Source organism: Fusibacter fontis, from assembly GCF_055378735.1.
This window is the reverse complement of the sequence record NZ_AP042445.1, coordinates 1088919-1114033: the sequence shown is the minus strand read 5'-3', so window position 1 is coordinate 1114033 and position 25115 is coordinate 1088919. Positions and strand designations below refer to the sequence as shown.

Below are 25115 nucleotides of genomic sequence, written 5' to 3'. Positions count from 1 at the left end.
GACACTAGGAAGGGAAGGAATGTATGAAGAAAAAACAGAAATTTTTAGCGTGGTTTTTAATGTTTACAATGGTATTAGGACTTTCGGGAGGAGCACTTCCCACTTATGCAGTGCAAGGATCTCCAATAATCTCCACAGATACAGTATTAAATGCTGTAAATCAGTATCAAATCATCAAAGTTGTAGCAGATAACAATGAGTTCGTAAATCAACTACAAGTGCAATTTGATTTTGGTACGACAGGACTCACAACGAATGATATTACTATAGCTAAGAAAATAAGTACGAAAGAGTATAACATTTATCTAGAAAAAGCGCCTAAACCTGGTACGATTCAGTTAAAAGTATTGGCAAATGGATTTAGTCACTATTCAGGTTCTGATTCCAATACACTTTCAATAACCGTTAATGACTTTATCACTGAGAACAATTTTAAGTTTGATAACGGATTTATCGTAGGCTACGATAAGCCAGAAGTAGATCAAGTTGATGAGTTTGGACAAGAAGAAGAGGTTGTACCTGTTGTCATTCCAGAGACGATTAATGGACAAACTGTTATCGGTATTGGTCAACGTGCATTTAATGCAAAATATATTGGGGCAGTTGTGATTCCAAGTACTGTTACGAGAATTGATGAATATGCGTTTCAGTCGTGTAATTTAGATGAAGTTGATTTGCCAAGTGGGCTTACAAGACTTGGAATTGGTGCATTTAATGCAAATAACTTGACATCAATTACCATACCAAGCGGCATCACTGTTTTAGAAGAAGCGGCTCTTGCAAATAATCGATATGAAAGTTTGGTAATTCCTTCTACGGTTAAAGAAATTAAACCCGAAGCACTTAGATATTGCTATTATCTTGAGGACGTTAAGCTCCCAGAAGGATTAACTAAAATTGGTTTTAATGCATTTGTAGGGTGTGGCAATTTAAAGAGCATTGTTATTCCTGAAAGTGTTACAGAAATAGGTAATAGTGCATTTGATTATTGCCGTAGCATGGTGAGTGTATTTTTCTTAGGAGATGCACCGTTAAATTATTTAAATGCATTTAGAAGTGTTTCTCCTGAATTTAAAATGTACTATGTTCAAGGTAAAGAAGGATATGATAGTTCAAATGCCACTTCCTATATTCCTACAGTATCATATGAAGTTGATTTTACATCAGAATTTGGATCTGGTGCTATGAATGGGCTGAAATCTGGGAATGCAGGTACAGGTTTAGTACTTGAAGATATAAATGAACAATTTTCTTATCCTGGCTATCGTTTTATGGGGTGGAATACGAATTCAGACGGCACAGGCGCTCATTATAAAGCGGGTGATCTTTATACATTCCCTCCAAAAAATGTGCAACTTCATGCAATTTGGGAAAAAATATATGATATTATACTGGATGATTCAATCGAGCACGGTAAACTCATGGTCTATTCTAATGATGTAGAAGTAAGCGAAGGCATTTATAAAGAAACCATTTTTGTGAAAGCAGTGGCTGATCCAGGCTATCGTTTTGTCGCTGGAACCATGCAATATCGTACAGATGAAAAAACAGTTGTACTTAGCCGTAGAAGTGGTTTTGATTTGTATAGTATGAGCATGCCAGAAGCGTCAATCGAACTATCAGCGAAATTTGAACCAAGTACCAATATGTTTAGTGCACTTGATAAAAATGGCATCTGGACGATTTCTGATTACCATGGTGATGGTGGAAATGTCATCATGCCGTCTGTGATTAGCGGTAAAAATGTATTGGCTGTCAGAGATTTTCTATTTTATTATGTCGATACAATTACTGGTATAACCGTTGAAGAAGGGATTCTAACGATTGGTGATGGAAGTTTTGGTCAAATGGAGACCTTGACATCGATATCGCTTCCGGAATCGTTGACGACTATGGAAGGTGAAGCAATCAGTTTTAATGACGGACTTCAATCTATCGTTATCCCGAAAAATGTAGCAAATTTAGGTGATGATAACTTTAGACAATGTCCTCAGTTATCAACCGTTATTTTTGAAGGCAATGCACCAACTTTATTTAGAAGTGAGCCTGATTATGGACCAGGTCCTGATTCCGCCAATAAAACGGAACCACTTGAGGTTATACCTCCAGGCGATCAGTCGGATGAGCTTAAGCTCTTTGCAGATACTGATCCGAACTTAGTGATCTATCATAAAAAAGGCACAACAGGTTATGATCAAGCACCATGGAACCAATTTAACGTAAGTGAATATGACTACCTCGTTAAATACAATGTCAATCAAGCAGTAAGTGGTATTGCGCCTAAATCTGAACTTGTTGTCAATTCAACAACTGCTGCTCCAATTGTTATTCAAGCCAATACTGGGAATTTAGAAAGACCAGGATATACGTTTAATGGTTGGAATACAAAGGCAGATGGAACGGGTGTCAATTATGCAGCGGATTCGACGATTAATCCTGCTACCATGACAGCTGATATGGTGTTATATGCAAACTGGAAACAAAATAATGTACCAGTACCCGATCCGACACCAACACCAGATCCAACGCCAACACCAGTTCCAAATCCAACACCAACGCCTGCACCAACACCTGCGCCAGGACCAGCACCTGCACCAACTCCAACTCCTGCGCCTGTTGTTGATCCGGTAAATAAAGAAGTTACTGTAACACCAGTTGTAAAAGTGGATCCATCGGGTAAATCAAGTGCAGAAGTGACTGAAAAACAATTAGCAGAAGCCATTGCACTTGCCGAAAAACAAGCAAATGAAAAAGTTGTGAACATTCAAGTCGGTGGGGACCCAAATACGAAGTCCGTTGAGACGAGTATTCCAAAAGCTTCTGTTGACGCCATGACAAAAGGTGAAGTCGATGGATTAACTGTATCAACACCAGTTGCAACCTTAGCATTTGATTCAAAATCACTTGAAACCATTTCAGGTGAAGCAAAAGAAGCTATTAAAATCACATGTTCAAAAGTAGATGCAACGACACTTTCTGCAGAAACTGCGAAAAAAATTGCGGATAAACCGGTCTTTAATTTCAGTGTAACAAGTGGCGATAAGACGATTTCTGAGTTTGGTGGTAGTGTAACCGTTACTGTTCCTTACAAACTTGCAGATGGCGAAGATGCAAATTCAATTGTCATCTACTATATCAATGCAAAAGGCGAGCTTGAAATCGTTAGCAATTGTCAATACGATGAAAAAACAGGAACTGTATCTTTTACAACGACACATTTTTCAATGTATACTGTTGGATACAACCCTGTAACGTTTAAAGATGTTCCAGCTACTGCATGGTATAAAAACGCTGTTACATTTGTTGCAGCTAGAAATATCGTTAGTGGTTTTGAAGGTGGCGTATTTAATCCAAACCAAAAAATTACACGCGGTCAATTCTTAGTGATGATCATGAATGCATATGGAATCAAACCACTAGAAAACAGCGATTCAAACTTTGTGGATGCAGGTCAAACTTATTTTACTGGGTATTTGGCAAAAGCCAAAGCTTTAGGCATCACTCAGGGCATTGGTAGCAATCAATTTGCTCCAAACCGCGAAATGACAAGACAAGAGATGATTTCTATGCTTTATAGTACATTAAAAGCAATTGGTCAATTACCAGCAAAAGTAAATGACACGAAATTATCAAGCTTCAATGATGCAGCAAAAATTCAACCTTGGGCTGCAGAAGCGATGACTTATTTTGTCAATGCAGGCATCATCACTGGAACTCAAGGTAATTTGAATCCTGATTCGAAAACGACTCGTGGCGAAATGGCACAAATTATTTTCAATCTTCTTTCAAAATAGATGAGACGATTTAGTCGACTCATTCAGAACCGAATATAAATGAAAAAGCAGGTAATCCTTCAAATAGATTACCTGCTTTTATTTTATGATTCGTTAGTGGGCTTTACTGAACTGTTTCATATGGTGCAAAAGAAGTTGTTTTATGAATTGTAGGATAAAGAGTATTTTATTGAATTCAGGGTATATAGAATAAGTAGATTAAATTTTCTCAATAACTAGGGTAATACTTGTAAGGAAGTGTTGTTATGAACGAAGAACATACGACTTCTAGCGATAATTTTAATCACATTGTAGATTTGCATGATAACGATATTACTTTAAAAGATATTCAATATATTTCATTAAATTTAAAGACAAGAATACAATATGAGACTGAATTTAATCAAAACGTTTATTCGGATGTATTACTTTATTTAACCCATAAAATTTTTCCTGAGAACGAAGCCAGACGAATTTGGTTTAATGTATTGTATCATAGAAAAAATCTAATAAGTCAATTAGCAAGGGATCCTGGAATAATTGTAGCTACTTTAGATTATTTGACAAATCTTGAAAAAAAATTGTATGAACCCAAGATTATTGAAAAAGATAAAAGTGATTATATTTTATCCTCCACTTTAATTGACAATTTAACCAATTTATTTATTCGAAATGTTTTTGATGTTATTTTAGAGAAAGAGTATGATTTGGCAGTAAGACAAAATTTGCCCATATCCTTATTGATGATTGACCTAGATAACTTTAAACAAATTAATGATTTGTATGGACATACAGAGGGAGACTATGTATTAAAGCAAATTGGTAATATTGTAAATCATTCAATTCGTAAAATGGATATTGCTGCGAGATATGGTGGAGAAGAAATTGTTATTATTATGCCTAATACTGAAGTTTTATCTGCTTTTAAAGTGGCAGAAATCATTCGTAAAAAAATTGAGCAATCCCAATTTTCGAGTTATAAAATTACAATTAGTGCTGGAGTAAGTGAAATTGAATCACGAGATGATAATTGTAGAGATTTAGTCATTAGAGCGGACAAAGCTTTGTATTATGCAAAAAACCACGGTAAAAATACAGTCGTGATTTTTGATGAAGAGATTATAGAATAGCGAGTTGATGTGAGGAGAAATGAATTACAATTTTAGCAGGTAATCCTTCAAATAGATTACCTGCTTTTATTTTATGATTCGTTAGTGGGCTTTTTTGAACTGAATTTGGATACGATTTTTCCTGATTTATTAATAATAGCATAAATACATATTTCGTCTTCGTCACTACCACCAAATCCATGTTCATCTGCAAAGTAGCGCCCATCCGGTTGAACTGTCCATGTGACGCTGGCAAGGTTATGGTTAAACTCATTGACTGAAAACCCATAATGCGGATGGAGATGCTTTAGGGTACTTTTATAGTCATTGATAACGGGATCATCATATTGGAAGTCATTTTCACTGATAAAAAGTGCGTTTCCCTTATAATCAAGGAGCTGGATAATTTCCTCGTTTTGATGATTATATAGCGAGTAACTATGATCATAGCTATTTTTGCTAATCATGATGTACATATCATCACCACGATACATCAGGTGGCAATTGTTCTTGAGTTTAAATAGAAACCATTTAATTGACTGGATGGATTGCATCATTTGATTAACCTCTTTTTTTATAGTGTACCCAAAACGTTTTAACTTCGGATTCAAAGAAATCTCCATGTTCACCGCCTTCACCAGAGCCCTCTCGGTAGAGAATTTTCACTGGGCACGCACTTGGATCAATCTGTATTTTAAGTTGGATTTCTTTCGTTCCATAGATAGGCGATCTCGTTTTTTCATGAAAAGTAACACCTTTGACGATTTCATTCGGTTCCAAACATTTACTGCGCGCCAAATCTAATTCGATGCGATTGCCTTCTTTTGTCTCAATTGCATGTGGAAAGCAATAGGAATAGTGATAAGCACCAATGTGTGAGTGGGATATTTCACCACAGTGAATTTCCTTTGGCTGATCAATCCATACTGTTTTTACAGCATGTTTAGAGAGTAACTTTGGACGTTTAAATGTCAAGTCTCTTAAATTCATATGGCACCTCGCGATATAATATTTACCTTGAAAGTCAAGAAATCTAGTTATATGATGAGAGTGTGAACATTTAGATTATACCATGTTTCACTTTTTACTAAACGGTGTAACTTATAAATTTCACTTATAAATTTTGACGAATGAGCAAATAGACACAGCATGCATTTATTTGTGGAAATTGCATAATTACCTTTTAAGTGCCAAAATCATGTATTATTAAATTTAAAATGGCTCAATTACGCAATTTCAAAAATTGAGATTCTAATAATTTATAATTATGCAATTTTCTAATTTAAGAACCGAGAAAATGTCGCAGTATAGGAGAATACCCATGATTAGACTATGGAAGATATTAGCCAGTTTTATTATTTTTTATTTTATCATGACCATTTCAAGTTCAGTGGTAGAGTTAGCCAAATGGATGAGTTTTGGCAACGAATGGATTGAACTTGGATTTTATGGGTTACTGATTGTATTATTTTGGTTTTACATGGTGATTCCATGGCTAGACTATACGTCTCGACCTTCGATGGCTTGTATACAAAAAATGATAGATGGAGATGAAAAAGCCACTAAAAAAATATATCATTATTATAAAAAGATGCTAAAGAAAAATACGCCTGAAAGCTTTAAACAGATTGATTGTGCAAATTCAGAGTCTGTTAAAAAGTGGGTACTCTCATCGATTTCTGAAGAGGTAACAGAAATGGACGCAATTATTAAAGAATTTGCGTTAAAGTTGACAGCAGGTGTCTTAATTTCACCGAATTCGTTTATAGATGGTTTAATGATATTGTATGGCAATAGTTGTATGATGTATAAACTCACTCATAAAGTCAAAATTAGATATTCATTTAAGGAACTTTGGAATCTTTATTTTGCCGTGATGTCAGTTGCGTCAATCACAGGTCTTCTTGAAGAATTCGACGATGTCATTGAAGATATATTTGAGGAGTTGGCAGAGGAATTTGAAGAACTCATTAGCGATGAAACGGGCAAAAATATTGGAGATTCTATTCCAGTTCTTAATATTTTAGTAAAAGCATCCAGTCCAATTATTCAAGCAGCAAGTAATTATGCGTTTATTTTGTATAATGGAAAACGGTTTAAATATAAAATGTTAAATTTAGTCAATCAGCAACAATTATCCGATGAAGAAGTTCGAAAAATGGCGAGAAAAGATGCCCGAAAGGCAAAATATCAATATATTGAAGACATGGTTAAAAAAGTGGGTTTGAGCGGAATGGATCGCATCAAAAAAACATTTAAATCGAATAAAAAAAAGGCGGAAGCACCTGCATTGGAAACTCACGATGAATCAAGCGGATTTTTTAAGATGGGTATGAAAAAATAGAAAAGTGGAATGCAGATTATAGAATGGCGTAGAGCCTTGGGATCAATAGATGCCAAGGCTTTTTATTATGTCTGAAAGGCCATATAGATATACTATCTGGACATGTAATATCGAAAACCGATATTGACAACCGATATCGAATTAAGATACAATAAAATCACCAAATAGCCATTTGGTATATGGCACTATTTAGAGGCATTTCTAGTGAATATAGAAAACGATACAAGAGGAGAAGAACACATGCCAGATAAAGTATTGAGAAAACTATTTTTAGGATTTATTCACATTCATATTTTACATCATGCTAAAAAAGAGCCGATCTATGGGCTGTGGATGATGGAAGAACTGAAACATCATGGGTACAACATGAGTGCAGGAACTCTTTATCCCATATTAAATAGTATGGAAAAAGAGGGGCTATTAGTATCTTCAGAAGAGAACGTAGATGGTAAAATCAGAAAGTATTATCGAACCACTGAACATGGTGAAGCAGTACTCATAGAAGCGAGAGAAAAGGCGTATGAACTTTTTAAAGAAACGAAAGGATAACTTATGGAAAAGATTAAATGGAAAACTTTTTTAAAAGATGTTTTTATATGTTCGTTAGGCGCATATGGTGGCCCTGAGGCTCATTATGGTGTATTTACCGATCAATTAGTGGTGAAAAAAAAGTATTTAACAGAAGAAGAGTTAGTTGAACTGATTGCACTGACAGGTATTCTGCCTGGGCCAAGTAGCACTCAGACGATTGTTGCCATTGGTCATAAAATTGGGGGCCCGTTATTGGGACTTCTGACAATGTTGGTATGGGCTTTGCCTGTACTCATTCTTATGACGATTCTATCGTTTTTAAGTCAGTTTTTAGAAAAGTTGAATTTAACTCAAGATGGGCTCCGATATATTGGACCAATGGCTGTAGGTTTTATCGTTGTTGCAGCTTATCGCATCAGTAAAAAAGTCGTATCTGACTACATGACGTGTTTTCTATTGATCTTTGGAGCCGTCACAACGTATTTTATACATGAACCATGGATCTATCCGTTGGTATTACTCACGGGTGGCGCTGTGAGCGTCGTGATGTCTAAAGAAAAAAATCTTTGGAATCATGTGAAACTCAATCCTCCTTGGAAATATTTAATTGCATTTATTGCCATTGCGGTTGGAGCGCTTGCATTGACATTTGTGTGGGATCATAAAATCATCCATTTGTTTGAAAGTTTTTATCGATATGGTTATTTAGTCATAGGTGGTGGACAAGTGGTCGTTCCTCTTATGTATGGAGAACTCGTTGAGATTTATCAGTATATGACTCATGCTGAGTTTTTAACTGGTTTTGGACTCGTCCAAGGTCTACCTGGACCAATGTTTAGCTTTAGCGCTTATGCCGGTGGCATGGCAGCGCGTGGAAGTGGCACGTTGATGCAGATCACAGGTGCAATCGCAGGTGGGATTGGAATCTTTTTACCGGGTCTACTTTTAATCTATTTTGTCTATCCAGTTTGGGAAAATTTAAAGAAAATCAGGGGAATTAAGGTGTCACTGAAGGGCATCGTAGCAGTTGCAGGGGGACTTATTTCTGCATCGGCTATCCTCTTAATGCAAAAAAGCGGATTTGCTTTGGACAATCTATTGATTTTAGCTTTATCAGTCGTACTCCTTCTTTCTAAGAAAGTACCAGCGCCATTAATCGTGCTGATCATCATTGTGATTGGATTCGTGATTTAAAATAGCTTTATCACGACATTTTTGAGTTTAAAGTTCTAGTTAATTCGAACTAGAGTCTCAAAAATTATTATGATTCAAATTTTTATATTAAAAAAGTCTTAAAGTACTTGTAAAGCGAATTCAAAGTGATATCATAATAATATCAAATTAACTCAACTCAAATTCGTAGCGAGTCTGTTAACTGTGGAAATTGCATAATTACCTTTTCAGTGTGAAAAATCATGTGTTGATAAAATTAAAATGGCTCAATCACGCCATTTCAAAAATTTGAGATTCTAATAAATTAGAACTCGATTCTAATAAATTAGAACTCAATTCTCACAAATAAGAATTATGCAATTTTCTAAACTAAATGAGACTGTTAACAACTTTAAGGAGGAAAATTGTCATGAATGAAAAAATTTTAAAAGGAAAACCCGGAATGCCCATGTTGTTTTTATTTCTTATTCTTTATATGGGCGCTATTGGACTGACCGTCTTAGGAGGTATTATCGTAGGGAATCAGAGCCTACTCGGTACACTTTGCCTTGTTGTGGGAATTACTTGGTTAGCAATTGGTTATATTCCATTTTTCGGATTAAGAATCATCAATCCACAAGAGGCATTGGTCGTAACTTTATTTGGTAAGTATACAGGTACTTTAAAAGAACCAGGTTTCTATTTTGTTAATCCTTTTTCATCGTCGATGAATCCAGCTTATAAAACGCGATTAGGTCAAAGTGAAGATGTGAGCAGCATATCTGGTACTAGCCTCAAAACTGAAAGCACAACGGTTCAAGCGAGTTCACCTTCTAAAAAGATCTCTTTAAAAATAATGACATTAAACAACCGCAAACAAAAAATCAACGATGTTTTGGGAAATCCGATTGAAATTGGTATTTCTGTTATGTGGAGAGTAAACGATACTGCAAAAGCGGTCTTCAGCGTTGACAACTTTAAAGAATACCTTTCACTTCAGTGTGATGGTGCACTTAGAAACATCGTTCGTAAATATCCATATGATATAAGTCCAGGCATTGACACAACAGGTGATGGCCACCCTGATGAAGGCAGTTTACGCGGATCAAGTTCCGTTGTAGCTGAACGTATTCGAAGTGAAATACAAGAAAAAGTCACTGATGCTGGTCTTGAAATTATTGAAACACGCATTACACATCTTGCTTACGCACCTGAAATTGCTTCTGTCATGTTACAAAGACAGCAAGCAAGTGCAATTATAGATGCGAGAAAGATGATCGTCGATGGTGCTGTTGGTATGGTAGAGATGGCTTTAGAAAAACTCAATGAAAAAGAAATCGTACAATTAGATGAAGAACGTAAAGCAGCGATGGTATCTAACTTGCTCGTTGTCCTCTGTGGAAACAAGGATGCCCAACCGATTGTAAATAGTGGAAGTTTATACTAAGATGAGCATAAAAAAGCAAATCCCTCTTAGAATTTCTTCGAAGCTATATGATGAACTAGCCGCTTGGGCGGAGGATGATTTTCGGTCAATCAATGGGCAGATTGAATTTCTATTAACCGAATGTGTCCGCAAAAGAAGAAAGCCTAGCAAATCGACTTTGAATGCGACTTCGAATGCGACTTCTGATGAGATTTCAAATGAGACATCTCACGATCAACAAGAGGAATAACAAACTGAATTGTTTACATGTAAAAAAACTGTACTTAAGAGTAAATCTTGAGTACAGTTTTATATTTTGATGACAAAAATTATTCAGTTCGTAAAGCGACAACAGGGTCTTTATTAGAAGCCATTTTAGCTGGGATAAGACCTGCGATTAAGGTGAGAATCATGCTTCCAATGATAAGAGCAATTGCATGTGTTGGACTTAGTGCAGCGATGTTATCTATTTTAACAAGGTCGCTAATGATGGCATTAATCGGCAATGAAAGCAAATATGAAATGCCGACTCCGAAGACACCAGCTGTAAATCCAATGATCATAGTTTCTGCATTGAACACACGTGAAATGTCCTTTTTTCGTGCGCCAACGCTTCGCAAAATACCGATTTCTTTCGTTCTCTCAATAACAGAGACATAGGTGATGATACTGATCATGATTGTGGAAACAACAAGCGAAATGGCTGCAAACCCAATTAATACATAAGTGATCGTATCGAGCAGCGTTCCAGTCATAGATGTAATCGTCTCAGCTAAGTCAGAATAAATCAACTGATCTTTCTCGTCTTTTGAATCATTATATGCGTCCAAATAGGATTTGATTTGATCTTTTGCTTCGTAGTTAACTGGATAAATACTGATGCCAACTGGCGTTGTATCAGCACCAAGGAGCATGAGCATGTTCTTTTTAGAGGATTCATCATTAAATGGTGTTCCAATGAGAACATTGGTATCGGATGCAAGTTGTGCTTTAGCAATTTCGCTATTTTTTGCATTTTCTAATATTTCAGTAGTAAGTAGCGGGCTGTAGGCGATTCCTGTTGAAAGATAGCTATTATCAGATGTATCTTGTTTCGCCCTTAAAATGCCGACGATTGTAAGTGGCGTTCCTGAGTTCGCATCGTTATAAATCGCATCATAGGATTGTGGAAGCGCAGCTGTATATAAATCACCATTTTTTTCATAGAAATCATTGTTTGGAATCACTTTTAGTAGGGTTTTTCCGATAAAATCAGAAAGTTTATATTCTTCTGTAGCAGACGTGATCCCTAGCTTTTCAAAGAAAGCTTGATCAATACGATTGTATTCATCAACGACGAGTACAACTTCATTTGAAGTCTGTGGAAGACGGCTGTTTGAACCAATCAAGTCGTATAATGATAAAATAAATTCGTCATTATTCGGGAGTTCTTGCCAATAGGTGTTACCTGCTCCAAACATAGACACGCCAGCGTTTAATGAAGATGTTTCAAATTTCACAACGGTATCGGCTCCTTTTGCCAGCAGATTGACACCGGTTGCTTGAGTGTAGGATATTGTATTTACCGCATCTGGAAGTTCAGATTCTAGATTTGAAATCGTCTCTAAATATGCATCTGTGAAAGTATTTTGATGTCTGGTACTATTTTTCTCACGGTCATAAGAAATGAGTAAATCGTCCTTTGGATACGATTCGAGTGCCGGTTTTTCTTCATTATTGGGTCTTCTTTCGGCAAAATCAACAACTTGTTCGCCTGCGGTAATGGTTATAGGAAAACCAGAAAGTGTGTCAGATTGCATGCTGTCCATATAAGTCGATAATCCACTTGAAAGTGCTAATACCAAAGCGACGCCGATAATTCCGATACTACCTGCAAAAGAAGTGATGATGGTGCGTCCTCTTTTGGTTAACAAGTTTTTTAATGATAATGATAATGCCGTTGTCGCAGACATAGATGTTTTTTTGAAGCTTGCTTTTTGAGGTTTATTGGACTTTGAGTCTTGTGCGTGAACAGGAGTTTCAACTTCAGCAATCGGCTGACTATCTGAAACGATTTCCCCATCTTTTAAACGAATGATACGACTGCTGTATTCATCAGCAAGCTCACCATTATGTGTCACCATGATGACCAATTTGGTCTTGGAAACTTCTTTGAGTATTTCCATGATTTGGACACTCGTTTGACTATCAAGTGCTCCCGTTGGTTCGTCTGCAAGGATAATATCTGGATTGTTCACGAGTGCTCTCGCAATGGCAACTCGCTGCATTTGACCACCAGAAAGTTGGTTCGGTTTTTTACTCAATTGATCTTCTAGACCGACATCGATCAGCGCTTGTTTTGCTCTTTTTCTGCGTTCTGAAACAGAAACTCCAGAAAGTGTCATAGCGATTTCGACATTTTGAAGAACGGTTTGATGTCCAATTAAATTGTAGCTTTGAAATACAAAGCCGATGGAATGATTCCGATAGGCATCCCAATCACTATTTTTAAACTGCTTTGTTGAAAATCCGTTGATGAGTAAGTCGCCACTATCATAGCGATCGAGTCCACCAATGATGTTTAATAGAGTGGTTTTTCCACAACCTGACGGTCCAAGTATGGATACAAATTCCTGTTCTCTAAATCCTAAGGAAATGCCTTTTAAAGCAACCACTGTTTCACTACTTTTATAGGTTTTTCTTATATTTTCTAATTTTAACTTAAGCATATGTGCCTCCTCTTGATGTTTTTAGTATATAAATGAAATATCAACTCAACATCAACTGAATATGTATAAACTGTGACATTTTTAAATAATGTATAAACTGTGACATTTTTAAATAATGTATAAACTGTGACATTTTTAAACATTGTATAAACTGTGACATTTGTAAATTGTTGTACATTTTATAAGTTGATTTTCAGTTTACTTTGGGGGCATATAATGTATGATAAAAGAAAACTAAGTTTTATAGACGATCATTCTAGAAAGGTTTTATTATACGGAGGGATGTACATGATGACAATACTCGTCGTTGATGACGATCAGAATACGAGAAGGCTGATGCAGGCTATTTTAAAACGCAATTATTTTAATGTGTTATTAGCGAACGATGGTGTTGAAGCACTCGATTTAATGGAGAAACATCACGTGGACTTGGCCATAGTAGATGTGATGATGCCTAGAATGGATGGCTATGAACTGACACAAACATTACGAGATGGGTGGCCTAATTTGCCAATCCTAATGGTAACCGCAAAGCAAACGCCTCAAGATAAACGTCAAGGTTTTCTCGTTGGGACTGATGATTATATGACGAAACCGGTTGATGAGGAAGAGATGCTTCTAAGAATACAAGCACTTCTCAGACGGGCTAAAATTGTTTTTGATCAAAAACTAATGGTTGGGGATTTGACCCTCGATTATAATTCTCTATCGATTATAAAGGGAAAACAAGTCACAGCATTGCCTCAAAAGGAATTTTTACTTTTATATAAACTTTTGTCCTATCCGAATCGGATTTTTACGAGATTGCAGTTGATGGATGAAATTTGGGGACTTGAATCCGAAACAGACGACCATACACTTAACGTTCACATCAATCGGTTGAGAGAGCGTTTTAAAGACGAACCTTCTTTTGAAATTGTGACAGTGAGAGGGTTAGGTTATAAGGCGGTGAAGCAAAATGAATCACTTTATTAAAAAACGCATGAATTTGGCCCTGACATTATCTCTGTTTGTATTTTTTGTGATGATGACGACCTTTATTATTTCAACTTTAGCCGCTTATTTGTTCCATGAGCTTGGGTGGCTGGATTTGCCGTGGCTCCATAGGAAAGCGGTGACTGAATCAGAATCCTCACCATTTCGTTTTTTAATCGGAATTTTTATCTTTTGTTTAATTCTAGGGCAAGCACTAACGGGTTTTTTGAGCAATCGGACTTTAAAGCCCATTCGAAAAGTCGTCGAAGCGACTGAAGCTGTAGCAAAGGGGAATTTCGATGTGAAAGTTTCTGCAAAGGGTATTTATGAGCTGGAAGTGTTGACACAGAGTTTTAACCAGATGACGCTTGAACTTGCGTCAATAGAAACTTTAAAACGCGATTTTATCAATAATTTTTCTCATGAGTTTAAAACGCCTATTGTATCCATCAGTGGTTTTGCGAAATTATTGAAGTCTGGAAATTTATCCGATACAGAAAGACAAGAGTATTTGGATATTATTATTTCTGAGTCTGAGCGTCTAAGTACCTTGTCTACGCAAATTCTAAACTTAGCAAAATACGAAACTATCGAGATTGTCTCAGAAAAAACGAAGTTTAGATTAGATGAGCAGATTCGCAAAGTACTCCTGTTATTAGAGCATAAGTGGGAAGCTAAAAATCTGGATTTAGTATTGGAGTTAGAGCCAGTTTGGTATTATGGAAACGAAGATTACACTCAGCAAATTTGGCTGAATCTCATAGATAATGCGATAAAATTTTCTGATGAAAATGGGCGATTAGGTATTCGATTGATCTCTAGTCAAGAAGAACTAACCGTTGAAATCAGTGACTCTGGATGCGGGATGGATCAGCAAACACTATCTCATATTTTTGAAAAATTTTACCAAGCAGATACAAGTCATCAAAAGATGGGAAACGGTATTGGACTTGCCATAGTCAAGAGATTGATTCATTTGATGGATGGAACCATTACTGTAATAAGCGAAGTGGGAAAAGGCACTTCTGTTTTGGTTCATATGAAGCAGTAAAGCGTATGTTTTCACATACGCTTTTTTGATATTAAATGATTGATCAGTATCCCTCAAATAGTGGGAAAATCACTATTTCAATGAATTGATCAAAGCAACTGGATCAATCAAATAAGAAAGAGTGTCTTTGCCTAAAAAATCGAAAGTGATTTCTTTTTTTGTCTGATTGGCATGATTCCAGAATTCTTCAGGTGTAATAGAAGGTTTAGTTTCGCATGCAAGTGCATAAAGTCCTGCTACATACGGAACTGCCCAGCTCATACCACCATCTCGATAAAATGCATAGTCGTTTGGCCCATTTGGTGCGGCGATACAGCGTGAATCCATAGGAACTAAAAGCGTTTTTTCAAAGGGATATTCATTTGTATAAAAAAGTCCGTTTTGAAAAGAATTAAAGTCATTTGGATCAGTGAGCATATCGCGACCTGCACCGTCAAAGTGCTCTGAACTTACAGTAACTGTGTAGATGTTATCCTTCAAAGCGCGAGCAACCGCTTCAGTGAATTCGGTATATCCGGGGTTATCAGGCCTAAAACCTAACGAAATAGAGATGACTCGAATTTTTTCATCTTGTGGCAGTAACTGATTGATTTCGATGATTCGATCAATATTTTTAGCAACGATTGTATAGTCATACTCAAACTTACCTTGAGCGCTTCTTTGCCCCACTGTTTCTGCGATGTAATAGAGATTAGCGCCTGGAGCCACGCCGACATTTTTCCCTAGTGCAATAGATGCGACTGCAGAACCGTGCATCTGAGCCATTTCATCAGAACAATTAATTTCTTCATATAACTTGAGTTGATCCTTATATTCTTCATGTTCAACAAGTAGTGCTTGATCGAGAATGGCGATGCCAACACCTTTACCTGTGATTCCAGTGCGATGGATGTTCTTAACATTTAAGCCCGGATCTTTGCCATACTGCATAATGCGCTCAAGATTGAACTCTTTTGGCAGTTTATTTGGCCATTTAGTATGGGTGTCAAACGTTACGAATTTCAGTGCATCCATTTGATGTGTCAAATCAAGCTGAGTTAAATCTGCATGACGAATATCGATATCATAAAATCCTTGATCTGGATCGTAACTTGGAAGTTCGTTTAAAGGACTATCGAATAAATAGGAGTAATCTGCTGAAGGTGGTTTTCTAACAATGCTCATTTTACCCGCAGGTGAGATGAGAGTATGTCTCTCTATAGGCGTGTTGTCTTCAGTAGGTGTGACAGATTCGGATGATGAATCTGACTCTGACTCTGAAGTGGATTCTTTCGTTATTTGAGTTGAACTTTCATTGTTTATTGCAGTGTTTTCAGTCGTTTTTTGCGTAGAAGTACGCTGTGAACAGCCTGAGAGTGTTAAATAAATCATGACGCACATCGTTAACAATATAACTATCTTGTTTTTTTTCATAGAGTGCTCCTTCATATGTATTTTAATTCTCCAAAGATGACGTTATACTTATACTGTCTGTTAGAAGTAGTCTAAAATAAAACGAATTTTACTACATTAGAATGACATTAAAAACACCTGTGTTTTTTATTAAACAAATATATATTATGATTGACTCTCCAGTAAGGGGAGGCCTTAAACTAAAATTAATTCAAACGTGCGCATGTGAGGAGACTATGTTTAAAATTGGCGAATTTTCAAAAATGGGAAATGTATCTATTAAAACACTGAGGTATTATGATGAAATAGGATTGATGAAACCGGCTCTAATTGATGAAATATCTGGTTATCGGATATATAGTGCAGATCAGTTGAGTGTGCTTCATCAGATTAAAGTATTAAAAGATTCTGGTTGTACACTTGATGAGATTAATCAATTGATTCATGAATCGACTGGTGTAAGAGAGATGATTTTTATTCTTGAGAAAAAAGTGCTTGATCTTGAAAAGAAAATTTTAGACGATCAAGAGCGAATTCAACGACTTAGGACCAATATATTTTTGATGAAAAATGGAGGCGTACTGATGAATCAGGAAATTTTAATAAAAAAAGTTGAACCAATATGTGTTGCATCATATAGAAAAGTCATTGGTGATTTTGAAGAGATGGGTGAAATGTGGGAACTTTTAAACCGAGAAATTGATCAATTAAAAGGGAAAAAGACATTGCCTTGTATGACGCTTTATTACAATGGTTGGGATACTCAAAAGGGTATTGATGTTGAAGTCATTGAGCCACTTTTTAAGGCGATTGAAGGTACGCAACTGATGAAAGTATATGAACTTGAAGCTGTTGATAAAATGGCGAGTATCGTGCATAATGGACCTTTTGAAACCATAGCAGACACCTATAAAATATTAGAAGCGTGGATCGAGAATCAAGGGTATTCTTTAGTGGGGCCTGTACGTGAGATATATCATAAAGGAGACTGGCTCACAAGTGACCCCAACGAGTATGTGACTGAAATTCAAATGCCCATTGCATAACGAAACATAATCAAATAATCTTCTGTAAAAATAAAAAAGGTGCAACAGTTTCTACGAGACATGTAGAAGACGCGTTGCACCTTTTGTGTTTGACTATTTCAAAGGTTCAATGAGTTTGTCGATTAATGATCCTGGTGAAGTGAGTGTTTCATCTGGTCCTACGACAACACAGTAACTTTTGTTGATGCCTTTTTCAATAAAATCCGCAAAACTATCAAGTTGATCGACTTTTGTATCGAGCATTTCTTGTAGTAATGCTTGACTGTCAATATCACTAGGCATGAGATACGATTCAACGCCGCCATCTACACTAGAAAAAACATCTTGTGTTTGATACATGCGGCCTGCGACAGAGACAATGGCATTATCTACTTCCGCTTGTGTCAATTTAAGACTTCTCAAATAAGAAGGGATATTTTTAACCGCATCGACTGTCGTCATAAAATCTGGAGCTCGATATGCAGTAAAATATACAGCATTGTTATTGGTAATGCCAGAATAACCGCCGTAAGCGCCACCTTTTAATCGAATGGATTCGTACATATACCCATCACTGAGCATTTGCATAAAGATATAATCAGATCCTTTAAGTGCGTGATCCACTTGGCTGAGGTGGAATCCTTGTTCAACGTAATGCATGTCTGAACTAATGGCAACACCGTGGATTTTACCTGCATTCTGAGCGATACTTGGTTTCCATGATTGCTCAGAGATTTCGACTTCAGGTAAAGATTCAATAAGCTTCTTAACAGATGGAGCGATGTATAAGTGAGCTTCTTTATCAGTTGCAACACTTACAGTGAGTCGACTCTTTGAAAATATCTTTTGAGCAAGTTCTTGAAGTTTGGTTGCCACTATAGAAGAATCCGTATCCCAATTTTCATAGTGTTTTGATAGTGTTTGGTAACCTTTTGAGTACTCGTGGAAAGCCATCGCACCAGAGCAGGTGAGTGAAGCTTGATTGTAGAGAACTGCGAGTTGATCACCTTCGCCATTGACTGAGTTTTCAAGATCTGTTAATTGCATCGCCATGACGTTTTCAAGTACCTCTGGATCTTGATAATCACTCTTTAAAAGAATATCTGTCATAAGTGGTAAGACATCTTTACCTTTATCATTTAAGAATTGAGTTCCCACGATAAAATAAGCCTTTGCATCCTTGGCATCACTAGGATTTTGAAGATAATTGACGCCATAACCTAAACCTGCAGTTTGAATATTGAGTTCTGTGTCAATCTGATCGCGATCCATTTGATCTGTATCAGTCATATCAAGTGATCTCACCAATAATGGGAGATAAGTGAAATCTTCTTCTGTTAAACCTTTTAAATCAAAATAGAGTTTTACGCCAGTAATGCCATGACTCTTTACGACATCGTTGATCACTTCAACATCCGAAACAGTGTCGACACTGCCATCATATGTTGGTTCAGTTAAATCCAAATCAGCAACAGTGAGCTTAGGTAACGATGCTAAATCGGATTCATTAAGTGGCATAGATTGATAAGCGTCATATGCTTTGATTTTATTGTCGATCACAGCTTTTTCTTCTGCTGTCATCGCTTGAGTAGATTTTGCTAATTTTGCATCTAATTCTTCTGACATTTGACCTGTCAAATTGGCATCTGGAATGAAAATGAGCTGTGATTGATGTGTATTATTCATGAGGTATTTCTCAATCAGTGCTTCAAAATACCCACCAGATTTTATTTTTGTTTCTATTGAAGACAGTACATCTAAACGATTTAATCCATAGAATGGGTCATTGTGTGTAATAAAACCGGATTCAATGGCACTTAATGCGTTCTCACCTCTATTTGCTAAGTTCAAACTTGATTTAAATGCTAGAGCATACTGATTCATAACACCTGAAATTCGTTCAGATTCAATGTGCTTTTCAATACCATCTTTTACGATTGCTTGCATTTGTTCTTCAATGAGTGACGTGAAAGCTGGCATACTTTGATCAGATGCGCCTTCAAGTAAAAGATTGAACATAGGCTGTTCGTAGGTTGTATCAACATAACCATACATTTCGTAACCGAGTCCAGAATCAATAGCAGCATCATATAAAGGCGTACCATAACCATCAGATAAAAGGCTCATCAAGAGTTCGAGTCCAATTGTATCTTCGAGTGTTGTTTCAGAGAGAGCAAGACTATAACTTAAAATACTGTCCATCTCAGCCGTTTCTCCTGGAGACGCAGGATAGGTGAGGGTTTCTTGTTGTACGGATGCAAAAGGCGTTTGCGTACCTTTCATCTCAGGGCGTCCAACTTTTGGAAATTCATTATAATAGTTTTCGTTGACATATGCGAGTTTTTCTTTGATATCTAAATTACCATAAAATACTAAGATTGCATTGGTAGGCGTATAGTTTCTGTGATATGTATCCTTGAGATTTTCATGTGTCAAATCAACAATGTTAAGTGGATTTCCGCCTGAGTTGTAACGATAATTTGTGTCGGGATACAGATATTTTGGGATGTTGGTATAGATCCAATCATAGCGATCCGATAATGCGCCGCGCATTTCATTAAATACAACGCCATTATAAGCAAGAGCACCCTCTACAGATTCATATCTCCAACCTTCTTGCATCAATAAATTTTCATTCTCTACTACTAAAGGCGAAAATACAGCATCTAGATAAACACGCATTAAATTATCAAAATCCTGATCATTTTCACTTGCTATGGGATAACTCGTTACATCAGAGCCCGTCATTGCATTCATAAATGTACTAACAGAACGTTTGCTCATTTCAGTGAAGGGTGATTTGACTGGGTATTTTTTTGAGCCTTCAAGAACGGTGTGTTCAATGATGTGGTTAACACCTGTGTCATCCGTTGCTGGTGTTTTGAAGATAGCTGAGAACCATTTGTTTTGATCGTCTGCAGCAATGTAGACAACCTGACCGCCATTCTTTGCATGTTCAAATAAGTAGACATCTGATTCGTAGTCGTTGGAATACTGAATGTCTTTTAAAGTAAATCCTTCAACGTTTACTCCAACCTTTAGAGAAGCGAGCGCCTCATTCGTCGGTTTTTCTTGTACAGTGCTTTCTTTTTTGCCACATCCGACTGTACTTATGCTCGATAAGATTAGTAAAATAGCGAGCAAAATTCCTGTCAATTTTCTTTTGTTCATGTCCTTTTCGGCGCACGATAGCGCCGTCTCCTTTCAAATTTAATTTCACCAATAAAAAACTTTCAATTGAATGAATTCGCTTAGAATCACATGGTGTCAACTCCAAGCATTCATTTATTGAAAGTTATTATGAGTGTTGTTTCATTAGTGTATCATTTTGAAAGCTAGATTTCAACAGACTTTAAGGGTTCCGAAATATGTTTATTTTTCAGATTTTCCATATCTTAACGGAATTGCGATTGTTCTGTTAAAAAATGCAATAATCGGTCCCATAAAAAAGGCGGTCACAACTGTTCCTATGCCAACTGTTGCACCTAGAAAATAGCCAACTGAGGTACAAATTAAATCTGTCCCAATCCTGCAGTATTGAAATTTGGCCACTTTTTTATCAGTTAAGATCAGTGCAACTGCATCGTAAGTAGAAACGCCAAGATTTCCAGTGAAGTAGAGCGCTGAACCAAAACTGATCATAACGACTCCAACCATTAAAGCGACACTTTGAAGCAACCATGTAGGTTCTGGTAAAATAGTTGCAAATAGCCACGAAGAAAACTCGACTACATATCCAAGTAAGAATATATTTATCATAGTTCCAAGTCCAATTTTGCTTTTATCCACAAAAAATACGGCTACTAACATTATTAAATTTACGATCATGTAAAATGTTCCGAATCCCATAGAAAGATGCTCCCAAATTCCATGTGCTAGAACTTGAAACGGATCCATACCAAATAGAGAATAGTTAAAGATGCCAACACTGAATCCAGAAGTGAGAACACCTACAATTGTCATGACGATGCGTCTTTGTTTTTCATTCATTTGAGACTCCTTAAGCGTTTTGTTTTATTATATGGGTTTATTTGTGTTTTGTTAAGTCTTTCGCTTGATAAAATGTAGGTTTTGACTCAATTTTGGGTAATTGCTGTATATATGATGTACTCGTATTGAAATGGATACTAAAAATAGTTTTTATTGTCCCACAAGGAGGATTTCATGATAACAAAAATTGCATTTGTAGATGATGAAGAAGCAATTTTACGTGCACTCAAAAGACTTTTTTTCGGTACAGAGTATGATTGTTATCTATTTAACAAACCGCAGCTTTTTTTAGACTTTTTAGAACAGGATAGTGTCGATATCCTATTTAGTGACATACGCATGCCAGAAATGAATGGCATTGAACTCATGAAAAAAGTGAAGGCAAAACGCCCTGAGATCATACGAGTTGCTTTAAGCGGATATACAGATAGCCGTCAAATTTTATCTGCTCTAGATTCTGGTCTTGCGAGACTCTATATTTACAAGCCTTGGGAAAATGATGAGCTTCTTAAACTCATTCGAACTTTGGTGGATATGTCTCAGAAACTACATCAGACACACCTGATGCAGGCAATAAATGATTTAGGCTCGCTACCGACATTTTCAAATTATTATCAGCGAATTGTTCATTTAATCGAGCAAGAGGCAAGTGCAAATGAAATAGCAGATGCAATTGAAAAGGATCCTGCAATTACTGCTAAACTTTTAAGAATCGCCAATACTGCGTTTTATGGTTCTCATACTGGTTCGGTACAGCATGCAATCATGTTACTTGGATTGACAAATGTGAGACAGATTATACTAACCAATTCTATTTTTGAATCTGCTGAAAAAGTGCCTTTCGGAAAGGCGCTATGGAAACATGCTGAACTCACGAATAAGGGGGTAGCATACCTGTATCAAAAATGCTACAAGAAAAATTTACCAATCCAAGTAGGCGTAGTTGGACTCATGCACACCATTGGACTGATTTTTATAGCGACATCACATACCGAACAATATGTAAAATTAATAAAACAGGTGGAACACCAAAAACAATCGGGTGAACCTATTTTTCTAGAAGATTTAGAACAAAACTATTTTGGAGCGACGCATACAGAAATCGGATCTTTTCTTCTCAATTGGTGGGAATTACCATTTGAAATAATTGAATCAACGTATTATTATCGTCACCCTTCAAAAGTGGTTGAAGGCAATAGGGAACTCATTGGCATGGTGCATTATGTCAGCTATTTGGTTTATGAAAAATTAAATTTAACTGAATTTCAGCATGTGCTAGATACAGATTTTTTAGGTTCAATCCGTTTAACACAAGATTTAAGAGATGACGTAGAGCGTTTTATTCAAGAACTTATTGATGAAAAAGAGGCATAGTATGGGGAGCGATCAATCAAAACTAGAACGTCGCCTTGCACTTGAACAAATTGTATCTCGTATGGCAAGGAACTTTGTTAAACTCAGTCATGCTGAGGAAGGCATTCAAATTGCATTACAAGAAATTGGACAATTCAGTGGTGCGAGCCGAGCGTATATTTTCGAGTTTCAATCTAATTTAATATTGATGGACAATACATTTGAATGGTGTCACGAAGATGTCAGCGCTGAGAAAGAAAACTTGCAAAATATTGAAGTGGCGATGTTTCCGTGGTGGATAGAAAAACTCAAATCAGGAAATATTTTAAATATTCATGATGTGTCAGAACTTGGAAGTGAAGCACAGATGGAAAAAGAAATATTGGAAATGCAAAATATCAAATCAGTGTTAGTCATGCCCATTATGAGTCGGGGAGAACTTAGTGGTTTTGTTGGATTTGATAATGTTCATACGGTTGGAACGTGGCAAGAAGACGACCAATCCGTCCTTTCACTAGCAGCTGAATTATTTAGCAATGTGTTCGAACGCCTTTTATCAGAAAAAGAATTGAACGATGCCAAAGATGAGCTTGAGGCTTCATTAAATTCACTGCAAACCTTACAATCACAGATGATTCAGCAAGAACATTTAGTTGCTATAGGTCAGCTTGCCGCTGGCGTGGCGCATGAAATCAATAACCCTCTTGGTTTTGTATTAAGTAACCAGAAAATGTTGAGACAGTACACTGAAAAATTAGTGCATTATGCAAAGCTGTGTCTCATTACAGAACATACTGTTTCGCTTACGGATAAAGAGGTTGACGAGATTACCTATATTAATGATGATTTAGAGGATTTGTTTGACGACGTAGATATGGGACTTTCGCGTGTTAAAAAAATCGTTGAAAGTCTGAGATTTTTCTCAAGAGTGGATAGTTTACAAATGTATGAACCCTATAATGTAAGAGAGGGCATCATGAATACACTTGTCATCATTCATAATAGAATCACAGAATCAGTCAACTTACAACTAGATGTACCAGATGATTTGCCTATTATAAGGGTGTTTGGAAGTAAAATGAATCAAGTCTTATTAAACTTAATTACAAATGCATTGGATGCAATTGTCGATCGTCATCCGTTGTCGGGTGGTGAACTGAAAATTTCAGCTCATGTTGTTTCTAATGAAGAGTTGAAATCTTTTATGAAAATTCAATTCATTGATAATGGTATTGGCATGACCGATGAAGTGAAACAAAAAATTTTCAATCCATTTTTTACAACAAAACCCGTTGGAAAAGGTACAGGCCTTGGCATGATCTTGGTGTACGATATCGTTAAAAATTTGCATAAAGGCGAAATTTTTATCGAAAGTGAAGTGAATCATGGATCAACAGTCACGATTTTGATTCCAATGGAAGCAATGGTATAAAAGTGAAAGCATGACGTCAACAAGGGACGTCATGCTTTTTAAATGATGTGAATGAGGATGCTTAAAATCAACATAAGTGAAATCAATCGATGAATTTGTAGCCACAATCCTCTTTTCTTCTTAGTTATAAAGGCGCCATAAATACCCAGTAAAAACTGAAGAATCATAACACTTCCAGCAGCAATTCCTGTGAAAACTAAACCATAAGTTGTAGCTTGTATTGTAAAATGAATGAGCAAGGTAATAATGGTTCCTGCACCAAACCATCTATGATATTTTACAAAAAACTTTAAAGCAAAAGTAAAGATTTTTTTAATTGTAGGATTTTTAGAGATCGTCTGCATATAATGCTTACTGAGGTATTTTAAAATAAAATTAAGAATTGTAGCAGCAAAAAAAAGATTGATCAGCCAGCCTGTAAGCTCACCGAGCTCATTAATGATATTGTTCATATAACATCTCCTTGTTAAGTTTTTCATATTTCGGATGACTTTTACCTAATTTGTTAAGTTTTGTCATTTAAATACAGATTAGTATACCACTTAAACAGAATTTAAAAAAGGGAAAAATCCCCAAAAAAATTCAAACTAAATATGAAAATTAATAAATATGAGAATATAAAATAATGTAGAGAAAATGAGAATCATTTTTATTTAAAACTATTGCAATTTCAAGTGATTATCGGTATCAATTAAAGTAGTTGACACGTCAAAAAAAATCATTTAAAGTAAATTTATCAATTAAAAACGTAAAAACTGAGCAGGCGATAAATCTTAAAGATTTGTGGGGCTGGGCCTTTTGGCAGCAGATAATATCTGTGGGACAGTAATTTGTCCCACAGTTTTTTTTTGCAA

At 36.3% G+C, this 25115-nt stretch carries 19 protein-coding genes and 1 riboswitch; of the genes, 12 read left to right on the top strand and 7 right to left on the bottom strand.

Annotation, left to right across the window (positions count from 1 at the left end; genetic code table 11):
- Positions 1–23: 23 nt before the first annotated feature.
- Together ACZ41W_RS04950 and ACZ41W_RS04945 are read left to right on the top strand one after the other, a co-directional pair.
- Complete coding sequence (locus tag ACZ41W_RS04950; RefSeq protein WP_464313778.1) at positions 24–3794, top strand: leucine-rich repeat protein; 3771 nt, start codon at positions 24–26, stop codon at positions 3792–3794.
- A 245-nt stretch (positions 3795–4039) separates the two neighbouring features.
- Entirely contained in the window at positions 4040–4903 is an 864-nt protein-coding gene (locus tag ACZ41W_RS04945) for a GGDEF domain-containing protein (protein ID WP_464313777.1), read from the top strand.
- A gap of 71 nt (positions 4904–4974) precedes the next feature.
- Here the strand turns inward: ACZ41W_RS04945 and ACZ41W_RS04940 are convergent, their stop codons facing one another.
- Both ACZ41W_RS04940 and ACZ41W_RS04935 read right to left on the bottom strand, forming a co-directional pair.
- Positions 4975–5439 carry a hypothetical protein gene (locus tag ACZ41W_RS04940; RefSeq protein ID WP_464313776.1) on the bottom strand — a complete coding sequence of 155 codons (465 nt, stop codon included), beginning with the start codon at positions 5437–5439 and terminating at the stop codon, positions 4975–4977.
- A 4-nt stretch (positions 5440–5443) separates the two neighbouring features.
- On the bottom strand, positions 5444–5872 hold the full coding sequence (locus ACZ41W_RS04935) for a hypothetical protein (protein ID WP_464313775.1): 429 nt from the start codon (positions 5870–5872) through the stop codon (positions 5444–5446).
- Positions 5873–6203: 331 nt separating this feature from the next.
- Here ACZ41W_RS04935 and ACZ41W_RS04930 point away from each other — a divergent pair, with 331 nt between their 5' ends.
- The 5 genes from ACZ41W_RS04930 (at position 6204) to ACZ41W_RS04910 (ending at position 10585) form a co-directional block, all read left to right on the top strand.
- A complete protein-coding gene (locus tag ACZ41W_RS04930) occupies positions 6204–7226 on the top strand; it encodes a hypothetical protein (RefSeq protein WP_464313774.1) in 1023 nt (340 codons plus the stop codon).
- 240 nt (positions 7227–7466) lie between these two features.
- On the top strand, positions 7467–7775 hold the full coding sequence (locus tag ACZ41W_RS04925) for a PadR family transcriptional regulator (protein WP_464313773.1): 309 nt from the start codon (positions 7467–7469) through the stop codon (positions 7773–7775).
- Between the two features lie 3 nt (positions 7776–7778).
- Entirely contained in the window at positions 7779–8951 is a 1173-nt protein-coding gene (gene chrA, locus ACZ41W_RS04920) for a chromate efflux transporter (RefSeq protein WP_464313772.1), read from the top strand.
- A gap of 388 nt (positions 8952–9339) precedes the next feature.
- On the top strand, positions 9340–10356 hold the full coding sequence (locus ACZ41W_RS04915) for an SPFH domain-containing protein (RefSeq protein ID WP_464313771.1): 1017 nt from the start codon (positions 9340–9342) through the stop codon (positions 10354–10356).
- Position 10357: 1 nt separating this feature from the next.
- Positions 10358–10585: a type II toxin-antitoxin system antitoxin gene (locus ACZ41W_RS04910; RefSeq protein ID WP_464313770.1), complete on the top strand. Its 228-nt coding sequence runs from the start codon at positions 10358–10360 to the stop codon at positions 10583–10585.
- A gap of 79 nt (positions 10586–10664) precedes the next feature.
- On the opposite strand, the gene ACZ41W_RS04905 is transcribed toward ACZ41W_RS04910, so the two are convergent.
- A complete protein-coding gene (locus ACZ41W_RS04905; RefSeq protein ID WP_464313769.1) occupies positions 10665–13043 on the bottom strand; it encodes an ABC transporter ATP-binding protein/permease in 2379 nt (792 codons plus the stop codon).
- A gap of 288 nt (positions 13044–13331) precedes the next feature.
- Here ACZ41W_RS04905 and ACZ41W_RS04900 point away from each other — a divergent pair, with 288 nt between their 5' ends.
- Both ACZ41W_RS04900 and ACZ41W_RS04895 read left to right on the top strand, forming a co-directional pair.
- On the top strand, positions 13332–14018 hold the full coding sequence (locus ACZ41W_RS04900) for a response regulator transcription factor (protein ID WP_464314271.1): 687 nt from the start codon (positions 13332–13334) through the stop codon (positions 14016–14018).
- Entirely contained in the window at positions 14002–15069 is a 1068-nt protein-coding gene (locus ACZ41W_RS04895) for a sensor histidine kinase (protein ID WP_464313768.1), read from the top strand. Before ACZ41W_RS04900 ends, ACZ41W_RS04895 begins: the two co-directional genes overlap by 17 nt.
- 72 nt (positions 15070–15141) lie before the next feature.
- On the opposite strand, the gene ACZ41W_RS04890 is transcribed toward ACZ41W_RS04895, so the two are convergent.
- Positions 15142–16482, bottom strand: coding sequence for a S8 family serine peptidase (locus tag ACZ41W_RS04890; protein ID WP_464313767.1), 1341 nt, complete (start codon positions 16480–16482; stop codon positions 15142–15144).
- Positions 16483–16697: 215 nt separating this feature from the next.
- Between ACZ41W_RS04890 and ACZ41W_RS04885 the strand changes: the two genes are divergently transcribed.
- A complete protein-coding gene (locus ACZ41W_RS04885; protein ID WP_464313766.1) occupies positions 16698–17507 on the top strand; it encodes a MerR family transcriptional regulator in 810 nt (269 codons plus the stop codon).
- Between the two features lie 93 nt (positions 17508–17600).
- On the opposite strand, the gene ACZ41W_RS04880 is transcribed toward ACZ41W_RS04885, so the two are convergent.
- Complete coding sequence (locus tag ACZ41W_RS04880) at positions 17601–20657, bottom strand: insulinase family protein (RefSeq protein ID WP_464313765.1); 3057 nt, start codon at positions 20655–20657, stop codon at positions 17601–17603.
- Between the two features lie 201 nt (positions 20658–20858).
- Positions 20859–21476 carry a YczE/YyaS/YitT family protein gene (locus ACZ41W_RS04875; protein WP_464313764.1) on the bottom strand — a complete coding sequence of 206 codons (618 nt, stop codon included), beginning with the start codon at positions 21474–21476 and terminating at the stop codon, positions 20859–20861.
- Positions 21477–21650: 174 nt separating this feature from the next.
- On the opposite strand from ACZ41W_RS04875, the gene ACZ41W_RS04870 reads away from it, so the two are divergent.
- Both ACZ41W_RS04870 and ACZ41W_RS04865 read left to right on the top strand, forming a co-directional pair.
- Entirely contained in the window at positions 21651–22850 is a 1200-nt protein-coding gene (locus tag ACZ41W_RS04870; RefSeq protein ID WP_464313763.1) for an HDOD domain-containing protein, read from the top strand.
- A 1-nt stretch (position 22851) separates the two neighbouring features.
- Positions 22852–24261 carry a sensor histidine kinase gene (locus ACZ41W_RS04865; RefSeq protein ID WP_464313762.1) on the top strand — a complete coding sequence of 470 codons (1410 nt, stop codon included), beginning with the start codon at positions 22852–22854 and terminating at the stop codon, positions 24259–24261.
- Positions 24262–24299: 38 nt separating this feature from the next.
- Here ACZ41W_RS04865 and ACZ41W_RS04860 read toward each other — a convergent pair whose 3' ends face one another.
- Positions 24300–24713: a hypothetical protein gene (locus ACZ41W_RS04860; RefSeq protein WP_464313761.1), complete on the bottom strand. Its 414-nt coding sequence runs from the start codon at positions 24711–24713 to the stop codon at positions 24300–24302.
- A gap of 293 nt (positions 24714–25006) precedes the next feature.
- A riboswitch (NiCo riboswitch) is annotated at positions 25007–25089 on the top strand.
- Positions 25090–25115 lie beyond the last annotated feature (26 nt).